At 37.3% G+C, this 22,858-nt stretch carries 12 protein-coding genes; 7 read left to right on the top strand and 5 right to left on the bottom strand.

All coding sequences use genetic code 11. The annotated features are described in order from the left end of the window. Nucleotides 1-174: 174 nt before the first annotated feature. From AAY42_RS13180 to AAY42_RS13195, 4 genes are all read right to left on the bottom strand, one after another. Nucleotides 175-3,474 carry a VCBS repeat-containing protein gene (locus tag AAY42_RS13180; protein WP_055395974.1) on the bottom strand — a complete coding sequence of 1,100 codons (3,300 nt, stop codon included), beginning with the start codon at nt 3,472-3,474 and terminating at the stop codon, nt 175-177. Beyond that, the gene (locus AAY42_RS13185) at nt 3,464-6,973 is read right to left on the bottom strand and encodes a VCBS repeat-containing protein (RefSeq protein WP_175288770.1); all 3,510 of its coding nucleotides are present in this window, start codon (nt 6,971-6,973) and stop codon (nt 3,464-3,466) included. Before AAY42_RS13185 ends, AAY42_RS13180 begins: the two co-directional genes overlap by 11 nt. 152 nt (nt 6,974-7,125) lie before the next feature. Beyond that, nucleotides 7,126-8,685 carry a RagB/SusD family nutrient uptake outer membrane protein gene (locus AAY42_RS13190; RefSeq protein ID WP_055395977.1) on the bottom strand — a complete coding sequence of 520 codons (1,560 nt, stop codon included), beginning with the start codon at nt 8,683-8,685 and terminating at the stop codon, nt 7,126-7,128. Nucleotides 8,686-8,706: 21 nt separating this feature from the next. Continuing rightward, the gene (locus AAY42_RS13195; RefSeq protein WP_055395979.1) at nt 8,707-11,802 is read right to left on the bottom strand and encodes a SusC/RagA family TonB-linked outer membrane protein; all 3,096 of its coding nucleotides are present in this window, start codon (nt 11,800-11,802) and stop codon (nt 8,707-8,709) included. A 558-nt stretch (nt 11,803-12,360) separates the two neighbouring features. On the opposite strand from AAY42_RS13195, the gene AAY42_RS13200 reads away from it, so the two are divergent. The 7 genes from AAY42_RS13200 (at nt 12,361) to AAY42_RS13230 (ending at nt 21,796) form a co-directional block, all read left to right on the top strand. Beyond that, on the top strand, nt 12,361-13,650 hold the full coding sequence (locus AAY42_RS13200; RefSeq protein WP_055395982.1) for a class II D-tagatose-bisphosphate aldolase non-catalytic subunit: 1,290 nt from the start codon (nt 12,361-12,363) through the stop codon (nt 13,648-13,650). A 9-nt stretch (nt 13,651-13,659) separates the two neighbouring features. After that, a complete protein-coding gene (locus tag AAY42_RS13205; RefSeq protein ID WP_055395984.1) occupies nt 13,660-14,613 on the top strand; it encodes a carbohydrate kinase family protein in 954 nt (317 codons plus the stop codon). Beyond that, nucleotides 14,610-15,428, top strand: coding sequence for a class II fructose-bisphosphate aldolase (locus tag AAY42_RS13210; protein WP_055395986.1), 819 nt, complete (start codon nt 14,610-14,612; stop codon nt 15,426-15,428). The genes AAY42_RS13205 and AAY42_RS13210 overlap by 4 nt, the downstream gene beginning before the upstream one ends. A gap of 1 nt (nt 15,429) precedes the next feature. After that, a complete protein-coding gene (locus tag AAY42_RS13215; protein WP_055395988.1) occupies nt 15,430-16,500 on the top strand; it encodes an amidohydrolase family protein in 1,071 nt (356 codons plus the stop codon). After that, the gene (locus tag AAY42_RS13220) at nt 16,472-18,547 is read left to right on the top strand and encodes a glycoside hydrolase family 36 protein (RefSeq protein WP_082433443.1); all 2,076 of its coding nucleotides are present in this window, start codon (nt 16,472-16,474) and stop codon (nt 18,545-18,547) included. Before AAY42_RS13215 ends, AAY42_RS13220 begins: the two co-directional genes overlap by 29 nt. Nucleotides 18,548-18,577: 30 nt before the next feature. Further along, nucleotides 18,578-19,936, top strand: coding sequence for a Gfo/Idh/MocA family protein (locus tag AAY42_RS13225; RefSeq protein ID WP_055395992.1), 1,359 nt, complete (start codon nt 18,578-18,580; stop codon nt 19,934-19,936). A 63-nt stretch (nt 19,937-19,999) separates the two neighbouring features. Continuing rightward, the gene (locus AAY42_RS13230) at nt 20,000-21,796 is read left to right on the top strand and encodes a sodium:solute symporter family protein (RefSeq protein WP_055395994.1); all 1,797 of its coding nucleotides are present in this window, start codon (nt 20,000-20,002) and stop codon (nt 21,794-21,796) included. Between the two features lie 18 nt (nt 21,797-21,814). Here the strand turns inward: AAY42_RS13230 and AAY42_RS13235 are convergent, their stop codons facing one another. Continuing rightward, entirely contained in the window at nt 21,815-22,813 is a 999-nt protein-coding gene (locus tag AAY42_RS13235) for an amidohydrolase family protein (protein ID WP_055395996.1), read from the bottom strand. Nucleotides 22,814-22,858: the final 45 nt, after the last annotated feature.

Raw genomic sequence — 22,858 nt, forward strand, 5'->3', positions numbered from 1 at the left:
TGTAAATGATTAAAAAAGTATTATTGTAAATATATGAAAGATAATTATCTTTCAAAAACTTATTAATTAGATATAAATTGGTTTTTTTATCTAACGAAGTATTCTATTTTTTTGAAAGATAAGCGATTAAACACAACGAAGTAATACTCTGCTAAAGAGTGAGAAACCTTAGTTCTACCAGCGTGTATGATTTGAAAATACTCGGAGTGAGTCTGAATTACTACTCACCAAAATTACACTTCTGCCATCAGTAAGAGTTAATTCCTTAATGTCCTTGGCATCTGTATTTACATAAAACCCACTTGATGTTACAGGAACGGGAACTAGTCCACCTTTACCATCACCCTTAAGGTATAGTCCAATCATACCATCATGATTGCCAATGGAGGCATCTCCCGAGTAATTGTTTCCTACCAATAACACATCCAACTTATTATCTCCATCGACATCCGTAATCTGAATTCCATTTAAGGGTGCTATTTGTGCCATGGCGGGCAAGGGTTTTGACTTAAAGGTGCCATCCCCCATATTTTCAAAATAAGTGCTTTTGAAATTAGTGGCCTTTATAACCAATGCATTTTCTAATTCTTCAGGCAAAAAAGCGTCTCCAAATTTGACTTTGGCATATGATTCATATGTTTTAAAGCGCCCTCTCATGGAAGCAATTTGTCCAGTTATCTTATCTCTGGGATGGGCAATGTAATTTTCGCCTTGTATATAATAGCACATGATTGGGTCTATGCTATTGTTCTTGTCATAGTCCTTAGCATAAATGCATAGGGGTTGATCAATGGATGCCTTATAGCGACTATTGGTTCCAAGATTTCCAGCAATAAGATCCATATCACCATCACCATCCATATCTCCGGAGGCAATACTATTCCACCATCCTGATGTATCTGCCAATCCTGAAGTGTCCGTTACATCTTCAAATTGGGAACCTGAATTTTTAAATATCTTAATAGGCATAAATTCACCGGCGAGTATAAGGTCATTTTTTCCATCTTGATCATAATCCGTCCAAACAGCTGCGGTAACCATGCCTACGTTTGCCAAATTTTGATTAAAGTTATTGGTCACGTCGGTAAATTTTCCTCCATTGTTTTCCAGAAGATAACTTTTAGGTGAAATAGGGTATTGTCCTGGTGCAATCCTACCACCAACAAAAAGGTCCAAGTCTCCATCTTTGTCAAAATCAGATGCCGTAACTACAGAGCCTGATGCTATAATTTTGGGCAGTGCACTTTTGTCTTTAACAAAATCACCGCTTCCATTGTTAAAATATAATCGATCTTCATACTCTGGAGCATCGGCGTTAAATTCACTTCCACCACTGACTACGTAAAGATCATTATCACCATCACCATCAGCATCAAATAGGAGGGAACCCATATCTTCTGCCGTAATATCCATGTTAAGCTCTTGCTCTTCAAAAGTCCCGTCACTTTTTTGTACAAAAAAGCGACCACTATAACCTGCACTTCCTCCTATATAAAAGTCTTCCAAGCTGTCCCCGTTGATATCCCCTAAGGCCATCTTGGGGCCATTTTTAGAATGCATGTGAGGCAATAAGAGCTGTACCTTAAAATCTACAAAGTTATTTTCTTGGTGCTTATATTTGGTTTTTAAAGCATCGGAAACTTCACTAAAAAGTGGAGTTATACCCTCCATATTTTCTTTTTGGGAAACCTTTTGTGCATTACCATGCTCAAGTGTAATAACCTGATTTTCCAATACATTTTTTACAACCTGTATTCTTTTATCTGGCCATACTATGGTTATGCTATCTATTTTACTCTCTCCCAGGCCAAAATGAATGGTTTGGTCCATACTGGATTCATAACCTCTTGAAAGGTAGTGTTGATAATATTGGTTGTTATCGTTTGAGTGTAGTGTTATTTTTGAACCGATACCTTCAAGGTTACCGGCTTTCCCTTTTAATTTAATCTTTAAAAAGCGGGATGTTTGTTTTTCGCTATTATTTTTAAGAATGCTTGCCTTTTCATTAATATTATTTACTATTAAATCTAGGTCGCCATCATTATCCAAATCTGCAAAAGCGGATCCATTTGACAGGGATACATTTTTTATCCCCCAATCTTTTGAAGTGTTTGAAAAAGTATGGTCTCCATTATTTTTAAAGAAATAGTTTTTAATAGCTGCACTGGGCAATTCTTTTATGGCTTTTAATTTTTTTTCTTTCCGCACTTTTTCAGAGCCAAAAGGATTGGATAATTGTTGTTGGTAATTTATGTAATCCAAATCCCCTATATCCCTTCTGAACCCATTTGTAATGAAGGCATCCTTAAAACCATCATTGTCGTAATCGGCCATGAGTACGCTCCAGCTCCAATCGGTCTGGCTTATTCCGGCAAACTGCCCTATTTCACTGAAAGAATTGTTCCCGTTATTTAGTTGTAATGTATTTCGAGTGTATTGGGCAGTGTAGCCATTTTTCAGCATCATTTGAAATTTATCAAAGCTACTTGCGGGGATAATCATTTTTTGGCGCTCATTATCCTCTGGGAGCATATCCAATACCATAATATCCGCTAGACCATCATTATTGAAATCAGCAATATCGTTTCCCATACCCGCAAAACTAGTATGCTTAAAATAGGTATTTGAAACATCTGAAAATGTTCCATCGCCATTGTTCCTATATAGAATATCGTTGGTCAAAAAATCGTTGGACACATAAATATCTGGCCACCCATCATTGTCAATATCGCTGACACCAACACCTAAACTATATCCTTCAATTAGGATTCCTGATTCGGAAGAAACATCTGAAAATGTTCCATCACCATTGTTTCTATAAAGTTTGTCCGTACTGTTTGATTCGCCATTCAATTTTCTTGGTCTTATCGTATTAACGGATGAGAGGGAATAATCCACGGGGTTGACAATGAGAAACATATCAAGGTCACCATCCAAATCATAATCGAAAAAGGCGGATTGAGTTGATTGACTGGTATCTGCTAGGCCATACTTTAAAGCCTCTTCGGTAAACGTATTGTTTTTCTGGTTGATGTATAATTTATTGGCTCTTTTTTCTTCTTTTCCGCCGCCGGATACCGCCACATAAATATCGACCCAACCATCTTGATTGACATCTATCATACTTACTCCAGTAGACCAATTATTGGAAAGTACTCCTGATGTCTCTGTAATGTCCTCAAAAATAAAATCGCCTTTGTTTAGGTATAGTTTGTTTGAAACAAGGTTGCCCGCGAAAAAAATATCGCTAAGGCCATCATTATTTATATCTCCTACACCGACACCTCCACCGGTATAGATGTTCATAAAGTTATAGATGTTGTGCTCTTCATCTTCTTCAATATCATTGGAAAAATCAATCTTGGTAAGCGATGCATCCAATTCCGTAAACAAGTGGTCAGATGTATTGTTACATGATGATCCTATAAATAGCATCAGCAATAATGAACCGAACAGACCAACTTTATTTTTCATTACGTATAACTATCTTTTTGATTTGACCCGTATATGAAAACAACTCCACATAATCTGTTTTCTCTGCATCTACTTTTAATTGTCTTGTAGAGTGGCTCAGGTAAGAATCGCCATATGCAAATTCTTTTTTGTACATACCACCATTTTTCATGTGGATAAGAGCATATGCATGCTGTGGCTCAATAGGGATAAATTCTTTTTCTGATTTGTATGTGTATGCCTTTACAGTTCCAGAATTTTGACTTGCCAAAACAATCATATTCCCTTTAGCTGACTTTAGCTGTACCAGTGCCTTTGCATCGCCATCAATCTTAAGCCCACTTTCTGAGGGTTTATGCGGGATGAATTTCCCATTCCCATTCCCAATTAAATAAAGTCCAGAAAGAGCATCATAAGAACCGGTAAGTGCTTCAGCAGCAAATAAGTTCCCCACTAACAGCACATCTAAATTATTGTCGTTATTAAAATCTTCTACGTGTATGCCAAATATTGGGGCATATTGCGCTTCAAGGGGCAGGGGATGCATTTGGAATTTTCCATTTCCCAAATTTTCCATGTACATGCTTGTTAACAGTGTTGCGCTAACGGTATAGGCATCATCTAACTCTTCTTTTAAGAATGTCTGGTCAAAAGAGGCATTTGCGTAGGCTTCATATGTTCTAAAGCGGCCTTTCATTGCAACAATTTGATTGCTCAGCACATCTCTAGAGTGTATTAGGTGTTCATTACCTTGTCTATAACAGGTTATCATGGGATCAATTGAGCCGTTGGAGTCAAAGTCTTTGGCGTAAATGGTTATTGGCTCGGACGGACTCGCCTTATAATTACTGTTCAATCCCAAATTGCCCAGCACATAATCCATATCTCCATCTTTGTCAAAATCACCTGATGTTATACTATTCCACCAACCACTGGTATTTTCTAATCCCGTAGAGGTTGAAACATCAATGAGTTTTCCATTGTTGTTCTTGTAAAAAACAGGGCTCATATATTCTCCAACCAAAATAAGGTCTATCCACTGATCATTATCAAAGTCTGTCCAAATCGCATCTGTGAGCATACCAAACTTTCCATCGTTATCAAAAATGTTTTGGGTACTATCGGTATACTTTCCTTTCTCATTGATCAAAAGATAACTCTTTGGGGATAATGGGTAGGATCCATTAACATATCTACCCCCTATAAAAAGGTCTAGGTCGCCATCTTTATCAAAGTCCGATGCTTTTACAAAAGAACCTGCATGAGATCTTTCAAAGAAATTGTTCTCTTCAAAGTTTCCAACTCCGTCATTCATATATGCCCTATCCACATAGCCATCATCAATGCCCAAAGTATTTTCACCACCACTGATTAACAACAAATCTAAATCTGAATCATTATCCAAATCCAATAAAAGTGAACCCATATCTTCATGTTCCTCTCCACCTTCCAATACTTTTTCAGTAAAACTTCCTTCACCATCCTGAATGAAAAAGCTGCCATTATAACCTTTACCACCGCCTATATAAAAATCTTCTATTCCATCCCCGTTGATATCACCTACAGCCATTCCAGGGCCCAACCTTGAATTCATTTGTATAAGTGTTGTCTGTGCGTTGAAATCCACATATTTATTTTCTTTGTGAAGATAATTTATGCCCAGATCAGCGGTGACTTCAGTAAACAAGGCGGATGGAGTTATGGCATTGTCTTTTTTACATTCCGTGGCATTTTCATGTTTTAAGGTTATTGTTTGATTGGCTTCTATGTTTCTTAGGGTCTGGCAATTGCCATTAGGCCATTTTACATGCAATAAATCAGCTTTTTTGGAGTTGCCCAATCCAAAGTGAAGCTTGTTTTCCATGGTGGACAAGTACCCCCTTACAGGGGCATAAAACTGATGTTGTGTTCTATCTCCATGATAAACCAAAACTTCTGTTCCACTTAAATCATTTGACCCCTTGAATTGACATTTTAAAAAATGGTTTTCTTTTGAAACCGACTTTTCACTTATGGTGTTGTTTTTATAAATATGTGCCTTATCGTCAATATTGTTCACGACTAAATCCAAATCTCCATCATTGTCCAAATCTGCATAAGCAGCACCATTGGAATAGCTTGGAATATCTACTCCCCAGGCTATTGATTTATCGGTAAATGTCAAATCTCCATTGTTTTTGTAGAGATAGTTGTGCAGTTTAACCTCAGGAAGTGCCTGCAGTTTCTCTAACTTATCTTTACGGATAGCTTCTGGGCTTCCAAAGGATGAGGCTTGTTGACCATAAACAATAAAATCTAAATTGGTAACATCCCTTCTATAACCATTGGTTATAAAAACATCTTTCCAGCCATCATTGTCAAAATCTGCAATTATAGGAGACCAACTCCAGTCAGTACTATGAATACCTGAAAGTTGACCTATTTCGCTAAAGGATCCATTACCGTTATTTAGTTGAAGTGTGTTTCGTATGTACTGAGGCACATATCCAAAGTCCGTATCCAACATATGTTTATCGTAACTAAAATAACCTACGGTCTGTTTAAGACGTTTGTTGTCTTGGGGCAACATATCCAAAACTACAATATCAGATAAGCCATCATTGTTTATATCAGAGATGTTCATGCCCATTCCGTTGTAACTCTGATGTTTTAAATAGTCGTCAATCTTATTAGAAAATGTACCATCTCCGTTGTTGATGTAAAGAATGTCATTGGTCAAAAAATCATTGGAAACATATATATCTGCCCAACCATCCCTATTAATATCACAGATGGAAACCCCAAGGCCGAAGCCTTCAATTACTATTCCCGTTTCATCGGAAACATTTGAAAAGGTATTGTCTCCATTATTTCTGTAGAGTCTATCGGTACTGGCGGCCTCTCCAGCGATCATTTTTGGTCTTGACGTATTTCTGTTGAATGAAACTAAAGCATTCGTAAGCAGGTACATATCATTGTCACCGTCTTTGTCATAATCAAAAAACACAGCCTGAATACTATAACCAGTATCTGAAATACCTAAGTCTTTACTTTTTTCGGAGAAAGTGCCATCACCATTATTTAGATAAACCAAATTGGACATATCTTCAGCACTTGTATCTCGTGGGCCACCTTTGCAAACATAGATGTCTAACCACCCATCTTGGTTAATATCTGCCATGGACACACCGTTGGCCCATCCTTTGGTTCCAACCTTGGCACTTTCAGTTATATCTTTAAATCTTAACCCTCCTTGGTTTAGGTATAGTTTGCTGGACACTTGGTTACCCGTAAAATAAAGGTCGGGTAATCCATCATTATTAATATCTCCAACTCCAACACCACCGCCATTGAACATATATTCAAAATCCAGGATATTTAATGAATCCGATGAGGTCAACCTGTTTTCAAAATCAATACTTGTTTTTTCAGAACCCAACAGCGTAAATACTGTAGGTCCTGAATCTTTTGGTTCACAGGAACAGATTAGAAGGCCAATCAAAAAGACACAAATTTTAGTATTGTTGATAGCATCTTTCATCTGTAGACTATTGAAACATATTTTTATGATTAATACCAACATTATGTCAAAATTGATATAAAAACGGAGCACCCTTAAAGATATAATACTTTAGAGGGTGCCTGTCAATTAACTTTGAAAAAAAATTAAACTACTAACTCAAAAAACTATTATTATAATCCGTCAATTTGTGATAAAACACCACCGCTTCGGTCAATTTCTGTTTGTGGTAATGGGAAAATACCATTGGCAGTCTGAGTGTCCCAGGTATTTTCTATTTCTGCTGTGTCTAAGGCGTCAAACGTCTCTTGTGCAATACCCCATCGTACTAAATCAAAATATCGATGACCTTCAAAAGCCAATTCCAATCTTCTTTCCAAACGAAGTGCATCTGTAAGGTCGGCTGTACTTAAACCAGCTGGAACTGCTGTAGCAGCTGGGAATGATCTTAAGCGTACTTCATTTATCAATTGGGTGGCTAATGTTGGATCTGACTCAATCAAAGTTTCTGCATACATTAATATTAGGTCTGCAAATCTGAAAATCCGTTCATTGTTATAGTCAACAACAAAATTGAGTGGAGCCATTTTGGCAATATTTTCACCTCTATATTTTTTAATCAAATAGCCTGTAGAACCTGTCTCAGCAGTTATATCTCCAAGAACAAAATCAAATCCAAAGCCATAATAAGTGTCTCCTTCTCTATATATATTGGTTGACAATCTAGGATCATCTGGATCAGAGCTGTTTACGTAATCTACACTTGGTTCATATAAAGACCCATTGGAGGTATCTTGATCTGCTCCTCTATGATATCCTTGTGATGCCTTAAAGTTTTCAGTATGGAAATCATCTAATACCCAACCATTATCATCAGAGTTAGAGGCAAATTGTATTTCAAAAATCGATTCCTGATTGTTTTCAAAATCATAATCAAAAACAGATGCATAATCAGCCATTAAGGAATAAGGACCATTATCATACACATCTTGAAAAAATGGCTGCGCAGCGGATAAATCACCATTATACAAATGTGTTTTCCCCAAATATGCTGTAGCGGCCCATGCTGTTGCTCTCCCTGTGTTTTGGCTATCCCAAGATTCTGGCAGGTTGTCTGCTGCAAATTGAAAATCTGCTAAAATTGCAGAGATTGTCTCTGCTGGTGTAGAATTTGGTAATGCTGCATTATTAAGGTCATCTACAACTGCTAGTGAAAGCGGTGCATAACCTCCCCATATTTTGAAACTTTGAAAATGAAACCATGCCCTTAAAAATTTTGCTTCAGCCTCATATTGTGTTTTTTCCTCAGCTGTGAGCTCATTCTCATCCTCTAGTTTTTGAAGAACTTTGTTTGCTCTATGAACACCTTGGTATACAATGGTATAAATGAATGGAAAAGCGGTCGTTGTTGGAAAGACACGAAAATTGCTATAGTTCAACAAATCAATATTAAAAGGATCTGATGTAACATTATCCTCGGTCATTATTGTAAGTTTCCACCATTCATTTACCGCGAACAAGTTTTCTGCAGTTGTCGCATATAAACTTTGCATAGAGGAATAGGATGCAAGGGTAGCTCCCTTAAAATCATTTTCCGTGTTAAAAAAGTTTTCTTCAATTACGGCATCCAGTGGCTGTAAATCCAAGTCGTTACACTCCGTAAAAAGAAGCAGTGTAAACAGGGACAAGCCATAAACCCTAAACCGCCCTGAAATAAAATTTATAATTTTCATATTACTATTTTTTTGAGTTAGTTAAAAAGTTATCCTTGCGCCTAATTGAACTGTTGTTGGAGCAGGAGGTGCATATCCATCATCAATACCGGTAGACAATGTATTTTCTCCTTTTTGAAAGCTGAATGCTCTGGTAACCTCAGGATCTAGACCTGAATACTTAGTGAATACTGCAATATTTTGCGCTCCTAGATATAGTCTAGCATTGGAAATAAATCCATTGGATATTTTGGTAAGCCATTCGCTATCAAAGTTATACCCTATTTGTATATTTTTTAGACGAGTATAAGCCCCACTTTCTACCCAACGATCTGAAAAACGGGCATTGTTATTGGCATTTGAAGGATCTAACCTTGGGAAGGAGTTGCTTGTGCCTTCCCCAGTCCATCTATTTAAAATACTAGTAGTAGCATTTCCTTGACCTAACATAGTCTCAAAATTTTGTCTAGTTTGATTATAGATTTCATTTCCGCCAACACCTTGGAAGAATATTGATGCATCAAAGTTCTTATATCCAGCAGTTAGAGTTAACCCATAATAGTATGTTGGTATTGGACTGCCAATTTTTGTTCTATCTTCAGGAGTAATTTCCCCATCCCCATTTACATCTACAAAACGAACATCCCCTGCACCAGTGGTTCCAAAGGCCTGCTCGTCTGGTAATGCTGCTGCTGCTTCCGCATCAGTCTGGTAGAGGCCATCGGTTTGATAACCAAAGAAATGTCCAATAGGCTCACCTACAATGGTTCTACTTACATTACTTCCGAAAGCACCTGCTAGGATAATATTGTCGTCCAAATCAAGAACTTCATTTTTAAGTGTTGATAGGTTTGCTGAAATCCCATATTTGAAATCTTCACCAATAGAATTTGAATAGTTTGCTGAGAACTCCAATCCAGTATTTAATACTTGTCCAAGGTTAACATCGGTGGGTAAAGCAAAACCAGTAACAGTTGGGAATGTTACTCCCACTAAAATATCTTTGGTAACCTTTCTGTAATAGTCAATACTCAAATCTAAACTATTATTAAGAACGGTCATATCAATACCAATGTTCGTTTGATTACTCTTTTCCCATTTCAAATCTTCATTTGCAAAAACAATTGAAGTAGGTGCAATAGTTACCGTTTGGTCATCACCTATAACATATGCAGGCGTAAAGATGAGTTGGCTTAAATAAGCAAAATTAGCACCTGTAAATTGATTTCCCGCTTGACCCCATGAGGCTCTGACCTTTAAATTGTCAAGCCATTCGGAATCATTTAAAAATGATTCTTCACTAGCTCTCCAACCTAGCGCAAAAGATGGAAAATAATCTGCTCTATTATCTTGTGAGAATCTAGAGGTTTCATCTCGCCTTAAGTTAACCGTCAATAAATATTTACTGTCATAGTTGTAATTTATTCTCCCTAAATAACCCCGTATTGCCCATTGATCTCCCTCTTCATTGACAGAAGAAGTTTCACCGGTATTAACGAATAGAACAGAAGAATTTAACAAGTTACCTGCCTGTCCTCTGACTTTGGTAAAAGTAAAATCAGTTTCTTCATGTCCTACCAAGAATGAAAATGTATGCTTTCCAAAACTAGTATCATAGGTTAAGATATTAGAAATGTTAACCGTTTTTTCTATTGGCCTCTCTTTTACCAATAAACTAGAAAAGGTAGCGTTGTCATTCCCAACCCCAAAATTATACAAGTCTTGATACCATTGTCCTTCTCCTACTTGGTAGTCAAGACCAGCTGTGAATCTATACTTCAATCCTTTAATTATTTCCAGTTCTCCATAGATACTTCCCAATATTCTGCTGGTTTTAACCCTTGTCTCATTGGCTTGAAGATCATTCAATGCCACAATTTGGTTAGATGCATCTGTAAAAAGAAGTCCACTGGCTGTAGTATCGTCAATCACGGAATAGCCAAGAGGGCCGTTTGGATCAAAGATTGGAATAAAGGGTGCATTCCGAGCAGCTGTAAATGCGGCTTGCGCACCAGGTTCTGATTGCACCAATCTATCAGCCAAACCAATGGTCAATGACTCTCCAAACTTTAAACGCTTCCCAACTTTAATATCAGAGTTGGCTGAGAACGTATATCTTTCAAAATTTTGAGCCAATTGAATACCTTTTTGATCAATATATCCTGCCGAAACACTATAATTTGCATTTTCTGTACCACCACTAACAGAGATGTTATGGTTTTGAGTAATTCCAGTTCTAAAAACAGCATCTTGCCAGTCATAGGTTGGATTCCCACTATATTGACTTAAATCAGTACCCAAGAGCCCTTGGTATTCTATGTATTGTTCTGTGTTAAGAACATCAAAGTCACCTCTTCTTTCTGCAATTGTGGTATAAACATCATATGTAACCTTTGTCTCACCTGCTTTACCTCTTTTAGTTGTTATAATAACAACTCCGTTGGCTGCTCTGGCTCCATAAATTGCAGCGGCAGATGCATCTTTTAAAACATTTATGGATTCAATGTCATTCGGGTTTAACGTAGCTAAAGGGTTACTTTCTGTGTTAGACCCCGTATTTACCGTTTGATTTGTAGTTTGAACTAAAGGAATACCATCAACAACAAATAAAGGCTGATTGTTTCCTGTAGTCCCCACACCACGTATCCTTACATTAATAGGAGCAGCTGCGTCACCGCCTCTATTCGCAATGAATACACCAGCAACTTGCCCACCTAGTGCTTGATCCAGAGAAGTAGTTGGGTTTCTTGTTATTTCTTCTGAAGATAAAGTTTCAACGGCACCGGTTAAATCTTTTTTGCTTTGGGTTCCGTAACCTACTACTACAACTTCATCCAGGCTTTCGGCGCTTTCAACCATCACTACGTTAACAACAGTGCGCCCATCAATAGATGCTTCCTGAGTTTCAAAACCGAGGTATGAAAATATCAAAACAGTATCTGAATCATTTATATTGATTGAGTAGTTTCCGTCAAAATTGGTGGAGACACCATTGGATGTGCCCTTAACTACTACATTGACCCCTGGTAGTGGTTCGCCGTCAATAGTGACGGTACCGGTTACGGTCTTTTGCTGGGCATATCCTGCGACCATAAAAATTAGCGCAATGAATGCCGTGAGTAATTTTTTGTTTGTCATACTAGAGATTAGTTAGTTAAAAAAAAGTAATTAAAAGATATTTGTTTTATAATTTTATGTTAACAAAACTATATAATATTTTTTTCTTTCACAAACTTATTTTTCAATTTTATAATGAAAAATTTATTTCACAAACTATTTTATCCTTTCAATTTGTTGTAAGTGTGGAAAGGTTTCTTCAAAATTTTACTGAAATTAATTTAAGCCTGTAGGATTATTTTTTAAGTAAAGTATTGTTAAAATGCTTTGTGCTAGTGTTTTATAAAACAGCAAATAGCTCTTGGATGAGCTTGCCATTACTATCCATACAGTCCTTTTATTCCAGTTATATGCATGGATTATGAAGCAAATGTTTATTGCGTAATTAAAATTATTTTATGTAATCTTTAGAATAATGAAACAATAAGAAAGATAAATTATTATTAAAGAAAGGTTTTGTAAGATATATATTATTCTTAGTTTTGTAAAACTTTTATATTAATAGTATTGTAAGCCAACATTCGGAATTCTTTGTTTAGTTTATTTCCGTTGAACTTTTGGTCAATTAATGTTAAAACAATGAATACAGATTTAAGATCTGCGGCAAAAGCAGAAAACATATCCTTATTGGATTATATATTGAGGGAAAACAAAAAACTTGCAAAAGAGACCAATATAAATAGGACAATTTTTGCAGCTTGCCCAAATTCAATTGCGGTAATGAAAGCTTCTTTGAATTCAGCTAAAAGATGCAATGCCCCAATAAAATTTGCAACCACACTTAATCAAGTAGATTTGGATGGTGGCTATACGGGTTTTACCCCCAGACAATTTGTAAATAAGATTAGACAGTATGCCAAATCCATCAATTTAAAAACGCCTGTTATTATTGCCATTGACCATGGTGGACCTTGGCTTAAAGACCGTCACAGAAAGGAGGGTCTCAATTATGAACAGACCATGACAGAAGTTAAGGCTACTTTTGAAGCGGCAATCGAAGCTGGATATGATTTAATCCATGTTGATCCCACTATAGATACTACATTACCAAAAGGTGAGATTATTGCTATTGAAACAGTAGCGGCAAGAACGGTAGAGCTTATCACTCATTGTGAAACATATAGAACAAGAAATGATTTCCCTAAGATAGCATATGAAGTAGGTACTGAAGAAGTGCATGGTGGTCTGGTAGACCTCACTGTTTTCACTAAATTCTTTGAACTTTTAAAGACAGGTCTACAGAGAGAGGGCCTTACAGATGTATGGCCATGCTTTGTAGTTGGAAAAGTAGGAACAGATCTGCATACCACAGAATTTGACCCCGAAGTCGCAAAAACTATTGTCGGTATCGCGGCAGAATATGGAAGTGTTATAAAAGGACATTATTCAGATAACGTTACCAATCCAGAAGCGTATCCTAAATCTGGAATGGGAGGTGCAAATGTTGGCCCGGAATTTACTGAACGCGAGTATGAAGGTCTTATGGAATTGGAAGAGATTGAAAAGCAGTTGCATAATGAAAACAAAGTTGCAAAGCTTTCTAACATTAAAAAGTCACTTTGGAATGCGGTTATAGATTCTGGAAGATGGAGGAAATGGTTGAGCGAAGGTGAAAATTCAGATGATTTTTATAAAAACTCTTTTGAAAGACAAGAGTGGTTGATTAAGACAGGATGCCGGTATATTTGGCAAAATCATGAGGTGGTCGCATGCAGGGTGGAACTCTATGAAAATCTAGAAAATAATGGTGTAAAAGCAGAGCAGATTCTTTTGGCGCATATCGAAAGGGCAATGGATAAATATTTTTATAAGTTCAATTTGATCAATTTAAATGATATTTTACAAGAAAGAACTTTAGAAGTGGTTTGATTTTTATTTATGAAGAACTATGATGTTTTAGTGGTTGGAGAGCTTAATGTTGATATTATCCTTGACAAGATTCAGGGTTTTCCAGAAATAGGGAAAGAAATTTTGTCAAAACATCTCAATATAACACTGGGAAGCAGTTCAGCCATATTTGCAAGTAACCTAAGTTCTTTAGGTACAAGCGTAGCTTTTTTGGGCAAAATTGGAAATGATACATTTTCAACCTTGATCAAAGAATCCCTTGGGCGTAAAAAAGTAAACACTGATTTTGTTATCAGTTCAGAAGAGTACCAAACAGGTTTGACAATGGTCATGAACTATGACATGGATAGGGCAAATGTTACATTTCCTGGGGCCATGGAACATCTTTACGAAGAAGAGGTCACCAATGATATCTTGAAAACCGCAACACATTTACACCTAAGCTCCATTTTTTTACAGACCGGAATTTTAAAGAATGTCGTCAAACTTTTCAAGAGGGCAAAAAAATTAGGCCTTACAACCTCAATGGACCCTCAATGGGATCCCTCGGAGTTATGGGATATAAATCTAGAAGAGCTTTTACCACATATTGACGTTTTTCTGCCCAACGCTGAAGAATTCAAACTAATTACAGGTTGTGAAACCATAGCTTCAGGTATCGAAAAAGTGAAATCTTTTTCAAACATCATTGTTATTAAAGATGGAGCAAAAGGTGCCCATCTTTGGAATCCCAATAGTGAAGAACAATTCATAACCATGCCAGCTTTCTTGAATAAAGACGTAGCGGATTGTATTGGTGCAGGTGACAGTTTCGATGCAGGTTTTATTTCCTCTTTTTTAGAAGGTAAGGATTTAAAACAATGCTTGGAAATAGGCAATATTACAGGCGCCATCAATACAACTGCATCTGGAGGCACTTCTGCTTTTGAAGATATTGAAGCCATAAAAAAAACAGCTAAGACAAAGTTTTCTTATAACCTATGAGATTAAAACAAAAACTAACCTATAACAAAGAGAACGGCAAAGCATTACTTGCTACTAATTTTTACAATTTTGAGACGCTATCGGCGGTGCTCACAGCGGCTAAGCAATCTGAATCTGAAATTATTTTGCAACTATCGGAGAGCTCCATAAAATATATGGGGTTAAAGGTGGCCAAATCATTGGCCAAGGCTGCAATTGAACAATTTGGGGTCAAAGCTTGGCTACATCTTGATCATGGACAGGACGTGACCTTGGTCAAACAATGTATAGATGTCGGATTTGATTCCGTAATGATAGATGCCAGCGAAAAACCGTTTGGGGAAAATGTAAAGATTTCGCATGATATCGTGAAATATGCTGAAAGCTTTGACATTAACGTTGAAGCAGAGTTGGGATATATTTCAAAATTGGGTCAGGATCAAAAAATGATTTATACCCAACCCGATGAAGCCAAAGAATTTGTTGAATCCACGGGTGTAAATGCACTTGCCATTGCTGTTGGTTCAGCACATGGTTTTTATAAAGAGGCACCCAAATTACAAATAGATTTAATAGAGCAGATAAATAAAGTAACGCCGGCAGCCCTAGTATTGCATGGGAGCTCTGGAATACCTGATGAACAATTGCAAGCTGCCATTCAACAAGGTATTACCAAGATCAACCTAGCTACAGAGATTAAAAATATCTTCATGAAAAGCTTGCAGCATGAATTTAAGAACACGGACAACATTGATTTGCGCGAAGTTTTCCCAAAAGCAACAGCTCAGGCAATAGATTTGGTATCTGCCAAATTACGGGTAATCAATTTTAATTAAGATGTACAAAAAAGAAGTCTTCCTGTCGTTACTTCTTCTAATGGTTTCCATTGGAAATGCTCAAGAAGATACCTTACTTCTTAAAAATTACAGTCCAAGGTCTATATATAAAATACCCGTGACCAAGATTGAGAAAGCAAAATTTCCAGTGTTGGACATGCATTCCCATCCCTATGCCCAGACCGCAGATGAGATTATGGAATGGGTAAGAACAATGGACAAATTTGGAATTGAAAAAACAACCATTTTAACCTACCAAACAGGAAAATCTTTTGATAGTATTTACAATATCTACTCTAAATACAATGGCCGTTTTGAAGTTTGGTGCGGATTTGATTTTACGGGATATAATGAAAAAGGATGGAGTAAGAAAGCTGTAAGGGAATTGGAACGTTGTTATAAATTGGGTGCCCGTGGAGTGGGAGAACTCGGGGATAAGGGAGAGGGATTGTTGTATTCCAAACCTACACCAGCCTATGGAATGCATATTGATGATGAACGGATGAAACCCCTCATAAAAAAATGTGGGAAACTGGGTATGCCAATCAACATACATGTTGCAGAACCTTATTGGATGTACGGGCCTATTGATAGACACAATGATGGACTGATGAATGCCGGAAAATGGAAAATAGATACCTTAAAAAAAGACATATTATTGCATGCAGACTTGATTAAAACTCTGGAGAATGCTGTTAAAGCAAATCCCAACACTACATTTATAGCGTGTCATTTTGCTAATTGCAGCTACGACCTGAATATCATTGGAGCGCTTTTAAGCAAATATGATAACCTCTATGCCGATATCTCTGCCAGATACGGTGAGACCGCTCCAATTCCCCGTTACACAAAAACTTTTTACGAGAAAAATCAAGACAAACTAATATACGGTACCGATATGGGTTTTGATTCTAAAATGTATAAAACCACATTTAGAATATTGGAAACCGAAGATGAGCACTTTTATGAAAAGAGTTTCTTCAACTACCATTGGCCTTTACATGGATTGGGTTTGAGTGACACTGTCTTAAAAAAACTATACTATGAAAATGCGAAGAAAATCACTAATTGAAAATTTATCCGCTTTATGCTGTATGCTGCTTTTGTTGTGCGGGTCATGTAAAGCACAGAACAAAAAAGAATCTGTATTACAAATTGATAATGGTGATGTGACATTTGAAATAAACAATCAACTACACACCAAGTTGACTGTTAAATTGGGAAATGTTAAACCTATTATGGAAGACTTTCAACCTTCCGAACAACTTGTCATAGGTCGAATTTTACTTGACTCTTTCACTTTCGAAAACTTTTCAGAGGAAAAACTAAAAGGGGACATATCTGGAAAAAAATGGACTGTTTTAGGAAAATATGATTCAAATAACCTACAGATTTCTAAAACACTTGAAGTAGTGGTGTATGATGATTTTCCAAACCTTATTTCCACTAAAGTTACTTACACCAATACTTCCAATGATGATGTTTTTGTGGACCAATGGACCAATAATTCCTATAAGATTACTTCCCAAGGAGATAACCCTCCTTTCTGGGCATTTCAAGGAAGCTCTTCAAGTAGCCGAAGTGATTGGATAGTTCCTTTACAACCTGGGTATTACAAAAAAAACTTTATGGGGATGAACGATACCGATTATGGCGGTGGAATTCCAGTAGCCTCAATTTGGAGAACGGATGTTAATATAGCCGTTGGGCACTTGGCCCTTACCCCCAAACAAGTAAGCCTTCCAACGGAAATACCTAAAAAGGAAAACAGTGTTGGTATTGGTGTATCAAAAAACTTTGAAGAACGTACTTGGTTTAATGCTGGGGAGAGCTTGGAAACGCTCGAAACTTTTGTGTCAGTTTCAAAAGGGGATTACTATACCAATCTTTCAATGTATTCAAACATAATGCAGGCCAAAGGAATAGAAATAGTGGAGACCGAGGAAGCCGCTTTTGAGGCTATTTGGTGTGCTTGGGGGTATGAGAGGCAGTTTACTTTGGATGAAATTGTGAACACCTTGCCCAAAGTAAAGGAACTTGGCATAAAATGGGCTGTTTTGGATGATGGTTTTCAAATTGCGGAAGGTGATTGGGATGCGCATCCAGATAAATTTCCAAAAGGGAATATAGAAATCAAAAATCTTGTAGATAAAATTCATGATTACGGATTAAAAGCAAAAATTTGGTGGACTCCCTTGGCTGCCGACCCACACAGTACTATATTAAAAGAATACCCGGAAATGAGGGTTTTCAATGACGATGAATCGCCACAATTTATAACATGGTGGGATGCCTATTATCTTTCCCCTACAAAACAGGAAACAATAAAGCATACAAAAAACACCATTGATTTATTTATGAATGAATGGGGGTTTGATGGTCTTAAAATGGACGGTCAACATATGAATGCTGTTGGGCCAGACCATAGTCTGGATAGTCCAGAAGAAGCTGTGGAAGGGATACCTGATTTCTTTCAAATGATTTATGATGAAGCTAGAAGCATAAAACCTAATGCGGTTGTTGAGAATTGTCCCTGTGGTACGTGTATGTCCTACTATAATATGGCATCTATGAACCAAGCGGTTTCATCCGATCCGTTATCTAGTTGGCAAATACGGCATAAAGGCAAAACATACAAGGCCCTTGTACCAAACACGGCTTACTATGGCGATCATGTTGAGCTTAGTGATAATGCAAGCGATTTTGCCAGTTCCTTTGGTATTGGTGCAGTTTTGGGCACTAAATTCACTTGGCCTAAAGATAATCCAGAAGCGTCAGATAGCTTTTTGCTAACCCCCCAAAAAGAAAAGGTTTGGAAAAAATGGTTCAACTTATATAACGAGAAAATGTTGTCCAAAGAACCTTATTTGGGAAATCTCTATGATATTGGATACGACAAACCAGAAACACATGTCATTAAAAAAGGGGAAGCATTGTATTATGGCTTTTATGCTGATAAATGGGATGGCCCTATTGAACTCAGAGGATTGTCAGAAGGACAAAACTATACCGTAGAAAACTATTTTGATGGAGTGGATATGGGTGAGGTTTCAGTAAGTGACCCAACGATAAACGCAAAGTTTAAAAAGTTTTTGTTGGTTCAAGTTTCCCCAAAATAAAGGACACGGTTTAAAACGTTAGCATTCAATATGAGCACACGAAGGAAATTCATTAAAAGAACATCAGTTTTAGGAACAGGAATCGCTTTAGCTCCTCATCTAACACATGGATATTTTAATACAAGTTCACTGGACAAGTTGAACATAGGTATGATTGGTGTGGGTTTAAGAGGAACCCATCATCTAGAAAACCTACTGTTACGAAAAGATGTAAATATTACTGCTATTTGTGATATTGACCCCGTTCGTATAGACGTATCATTGAAAGCAATTGAAAATGCAAAGGCTATAAAACCAAAGGTTTTCAATAAGGGAGAATACGATTACAGAAACCTCCTAGCTTTAAAAGAAGTTGATGCAGTTATCATTTCCACACCATGGCTATGGCACACGCGTATGACCAAAGATGCTATGATGGCAGGAAAATATGCTGGCGTAGAGGTATCTGCAGCCAATACGTTGGAAGAATGCTGGGATCTTGTGAACACCCATGAGCAAACAGGAATCCACATGATGATTCTTGAGAATGTCAATTACCGCAGAGATGTTATGGCAATTCTGAATATGGTACGGAAGAACATTTTTGGGGAGCTCGTGCATTATAGATGTGGGTATCAACATGATTTAAGGGAAGTGAAATTTAATAATGGAAAACAGCCCTATGGCGGTGGCGTGGAGTTTGGTGAAAAAGCTACGTCCGAGGCAAAATGGCGAACATTACATTCCGTAAAGAGGAACGCGGATGTTTATCCAACCCATGGAATAGGTCCAATTGCAGCCATGGCAGATATCAATAGGGGGAACCGCTTTGTTTCGCTTACTTCTAATGCTACTAAGGGCATAGGATTGCATAACCACATCGTAAAACATGGAGGAAAAGACCACCCCAATGCAAAAGTAAAGTTCAAACAGGGCGATGTGATTACTTCTACTATAGAAACAGCAGAGGGGGAAACCATTATAGTTACCCACGATTGTAATTTGCCTAGGCCATACTCGCTTGGGTTTAGAGTTCAGGGAGCGAACGGTTTATGGGAAGTAGATGGGAACAGAATCTATATTGAAGGGGAATCGGAACCACATACCTGGGATGAAGCAACTAAATGGTTGGAAGAGCATGACCATCCTTTATGGAAAAAATATGGAGATTATGCTGAAAGTGCAGGTCATGGTGGGATGGACTTTTTTGTGTTGAACGCCTTTGTGGAATCTGCAAAGCAAAATATTGCTCCGCCTATGGATGCATATGATGCGGCAGCATGGAGCGCCATAACTCCTCTATCGGAAGTTTCCATAGAAAATAATGGAGAGCCACAGGACTTTCCAGATTTTACAAGGGGTGAATGGTTAAAGCGTCAACCCTATGAATGGATTAAAGATTCTTACTAGGAATCATGTATACATTCCATCAGTTCTACTAATACTTCGTTTTCAATAAATTTCGTCAAAACTATGGTGGTTTTAAAAGCAATCGATTATATAATAATATTTGGTTTTTTGGCCTTGGTCCTATTCATTGGGATTTATGTTTCCAAAAGATCAGGAAAGAACACTTCAGAATATTTTTTGTCGGGCAGGAATATGCCTTGGTGGTTGTTGGGTTTTTCTATGGTTGCCACTACGTTTTCTACGGACACCCCAAATTTGGTAACAGACTTTGTCCGTACTGATGGAGTATCTGGGAATTGGAGTTGGTGGGCTTTTTTACTTACGGGGCTGCTCACGGTTTTCGTATATGCCAAGCTATGGCGAAAATCTAATGTTGCCACTGATATGGAATTTTACGACCTACGCTATGGTGGCAGACCGGCACATTTTTTAAGAGGTTTTAGATCACTTTATTTAGGTGTTCTGTTCAATGTGATGATCATGTCCGCCGTTACATTGGCAACAATAAAAATTGGACAGGTTATGCTTGGTTTAACACCTATACAAACAGTCCTTATTGGTGGCGTAGTTACGGTCATTTTTAGTGCTATAGGAGGCTTTCGTGGAGTTGTTTATACCGACTTTGTTTTATTTTTTGTTGCCATGTTTGGTGCTATTGGTGCTGCAATCTATTTGGTCAATATTCCAGAAGTCGGAGGTCTATCGAATGTTCTGAGCAATAGCAGGGTTAAAGAAAAAATGTCCATCCTTCCCGATCTTTCAAATAAAGAGAGCCTAATCACATTATTGATTATACCGTTGGCGGTACAATGGTGGAGTGCATGGTACCCTGGTGGTGAACCCGGTGGCGGCGGATATATTGCCCAACGTATGCTTGCGGCCAAAAATGAAAACCATGCTATGGGAGCTACATTCTTTTTTAATCTTTTACATTATGCATTACGACCATGGCCATGGATATTGGTAGCGTTGGCATCATTGGTTGTTTATCCAGATTTAGATAGTATACGCCAAGCATTTCCAAACGTGGAAGAAAGTATTTTAAAGAATGATCTTGCTTATTCTGCAATGTTGACAAAACTTCCATCAGGTTTATTGGGAATTGTATTGGCATCATTGGGAGCAGCTTACATGTCAACCATTTCAACACATTTAAATTGGGGCTCCTCATACATTGTTAATGATTTTTACAAACAACAAGTAAATAAAAAAGCCTCTGAAAAAGAGTTGGTGAATGTAGGGAGAATTTCGACAGTTATATTAATGGTATTAAGCGGATTTTTTGCGTTGACCCTCAACAATGCCACACAATTATTTGATATAATTATCATGTTTGGTGCGGGTACAGGTTTAATTTTTATCCTTAGATGGTTTTGGTGGAGAATTAATGCTTGGAGCGAAATTGTTGCCATGTTCGCTTCCGGGATTATTTCAATAGTTTTTTGGCAGTTTGAAGACCCATTGTTTCTGAATGATGGCGCTTTTTTCCCAGAATGGAGCAAGTATCTTTTGATAGTTTTGAGTACTACCATTATATGGGTGGGGGTTACTTTTCTCACCCGGCCTGAATCCGAAGAGGTACTGGTTAGTTTTTATAAAAAAACTACTCCTGGTGGCCCTGGATGGAAGAAAATTCGGGACAAAAATCAGCAGATACAAGTGGATGAAGAACCATGGTCGGTACCCTCGGGTATTCTTGCAATGTTACTAGGTTGTGTTTTGGTTTATGGATGCCTCTTTGCCACAGGGAATTGGATTTATGGAAATTATAAAACGGCTGTTATCTTGACCATCATAATGTTAGTGTCAGGGCTGCTACTATATAGGCTATGGTCTAAAATAAAAGTAAACATTCTGTAAAATAAGGACGGAGCGGAATTAAATGCTATAAAAACCAGAAGCGTTTCCTGTATAAATTTTTCGGACCACTTGCATCGGCAAACCCAATCCGTTAAAGCCAGAAGATACTTTTGGAGCCGACATTGCTTCATCTTTGGTGAAGAAGTTCCAATGCATATTATAGCGGCCGTCCATATAAGAAATCAATTCATCTTCTGATAAGCTTAGATTATCAATTACATCTGAACCATAAATAATTCTGTCTTGGTATTTTATCATGAAATCATGAACTTTCTTCCAATCTGTAACAGCTTGATGTTGTAAATGACAGATTCTTTCTGCTAAATCAACCATTGTATTTGGATAGGTATCTAAAAACTTGGCTACTTCGTTTGTTTCCCATTCCTGACTGGATAGGTGTAACCCTACAAAATGAAGATTTGGATGTTTGGATAACATAGTATCCCTAGCATTAATATGATCTAAATAATCAGGAAAATGAGGAAGACGGTACATATGGAACTCAGGATGTTCCGCAAAATATTTTCGGTCTTGATCCACCGTCATTTTATCAAGTGGCAACCAGCAATTTTTTGGTTCACCAATATGCCCCAACAATGGAATGTTGTTTTGTGATAGAAAGTCATAAATTGGGTCAAAAGATGCATGGTCCACCAAAACAAAATTATCGGCTTCGTCTTTTAAAGACATGCCAATGTTCTTCCATATTTTAACTCCGATAGCCCCTTGGTCCAAGGATTTTTTAATTCTGTCTAGACTTTCTTGCAGCCAAGTGGAATTCCCCCAATTCTTGCATGAAAAAGTAGTTGCGTAATTTATATGGCTTGGATATTCTTTTTTTAATTTAAGGATTACTTTTTCTTGCTCGTCAATAGAGGGAAAAAAAGGGATGTCTGTATTAATGGAAAGAAAGTTGAAACCATTCTCAATTCCATATCGAATTAAATCATCCCTCAAACCATTAAAATGAACATGTGCATCTATTTTTTCTTCACCAAAATTAAATTCTTTTTTCATTTTGAAGGATTATATAAGTTTTTTTGTTTCAAAAGGTTATTTATT

Source organism: Flagellimonas eckloniae, assembly GCF_001413955.1.
Taxonomy (GTDB): Bacteria; Bacteroidota; Bacteroidia; order Flavobacteriales; family Flavobacteriaceae; genus Flagellimonas; species Flagellimonas eckloniae.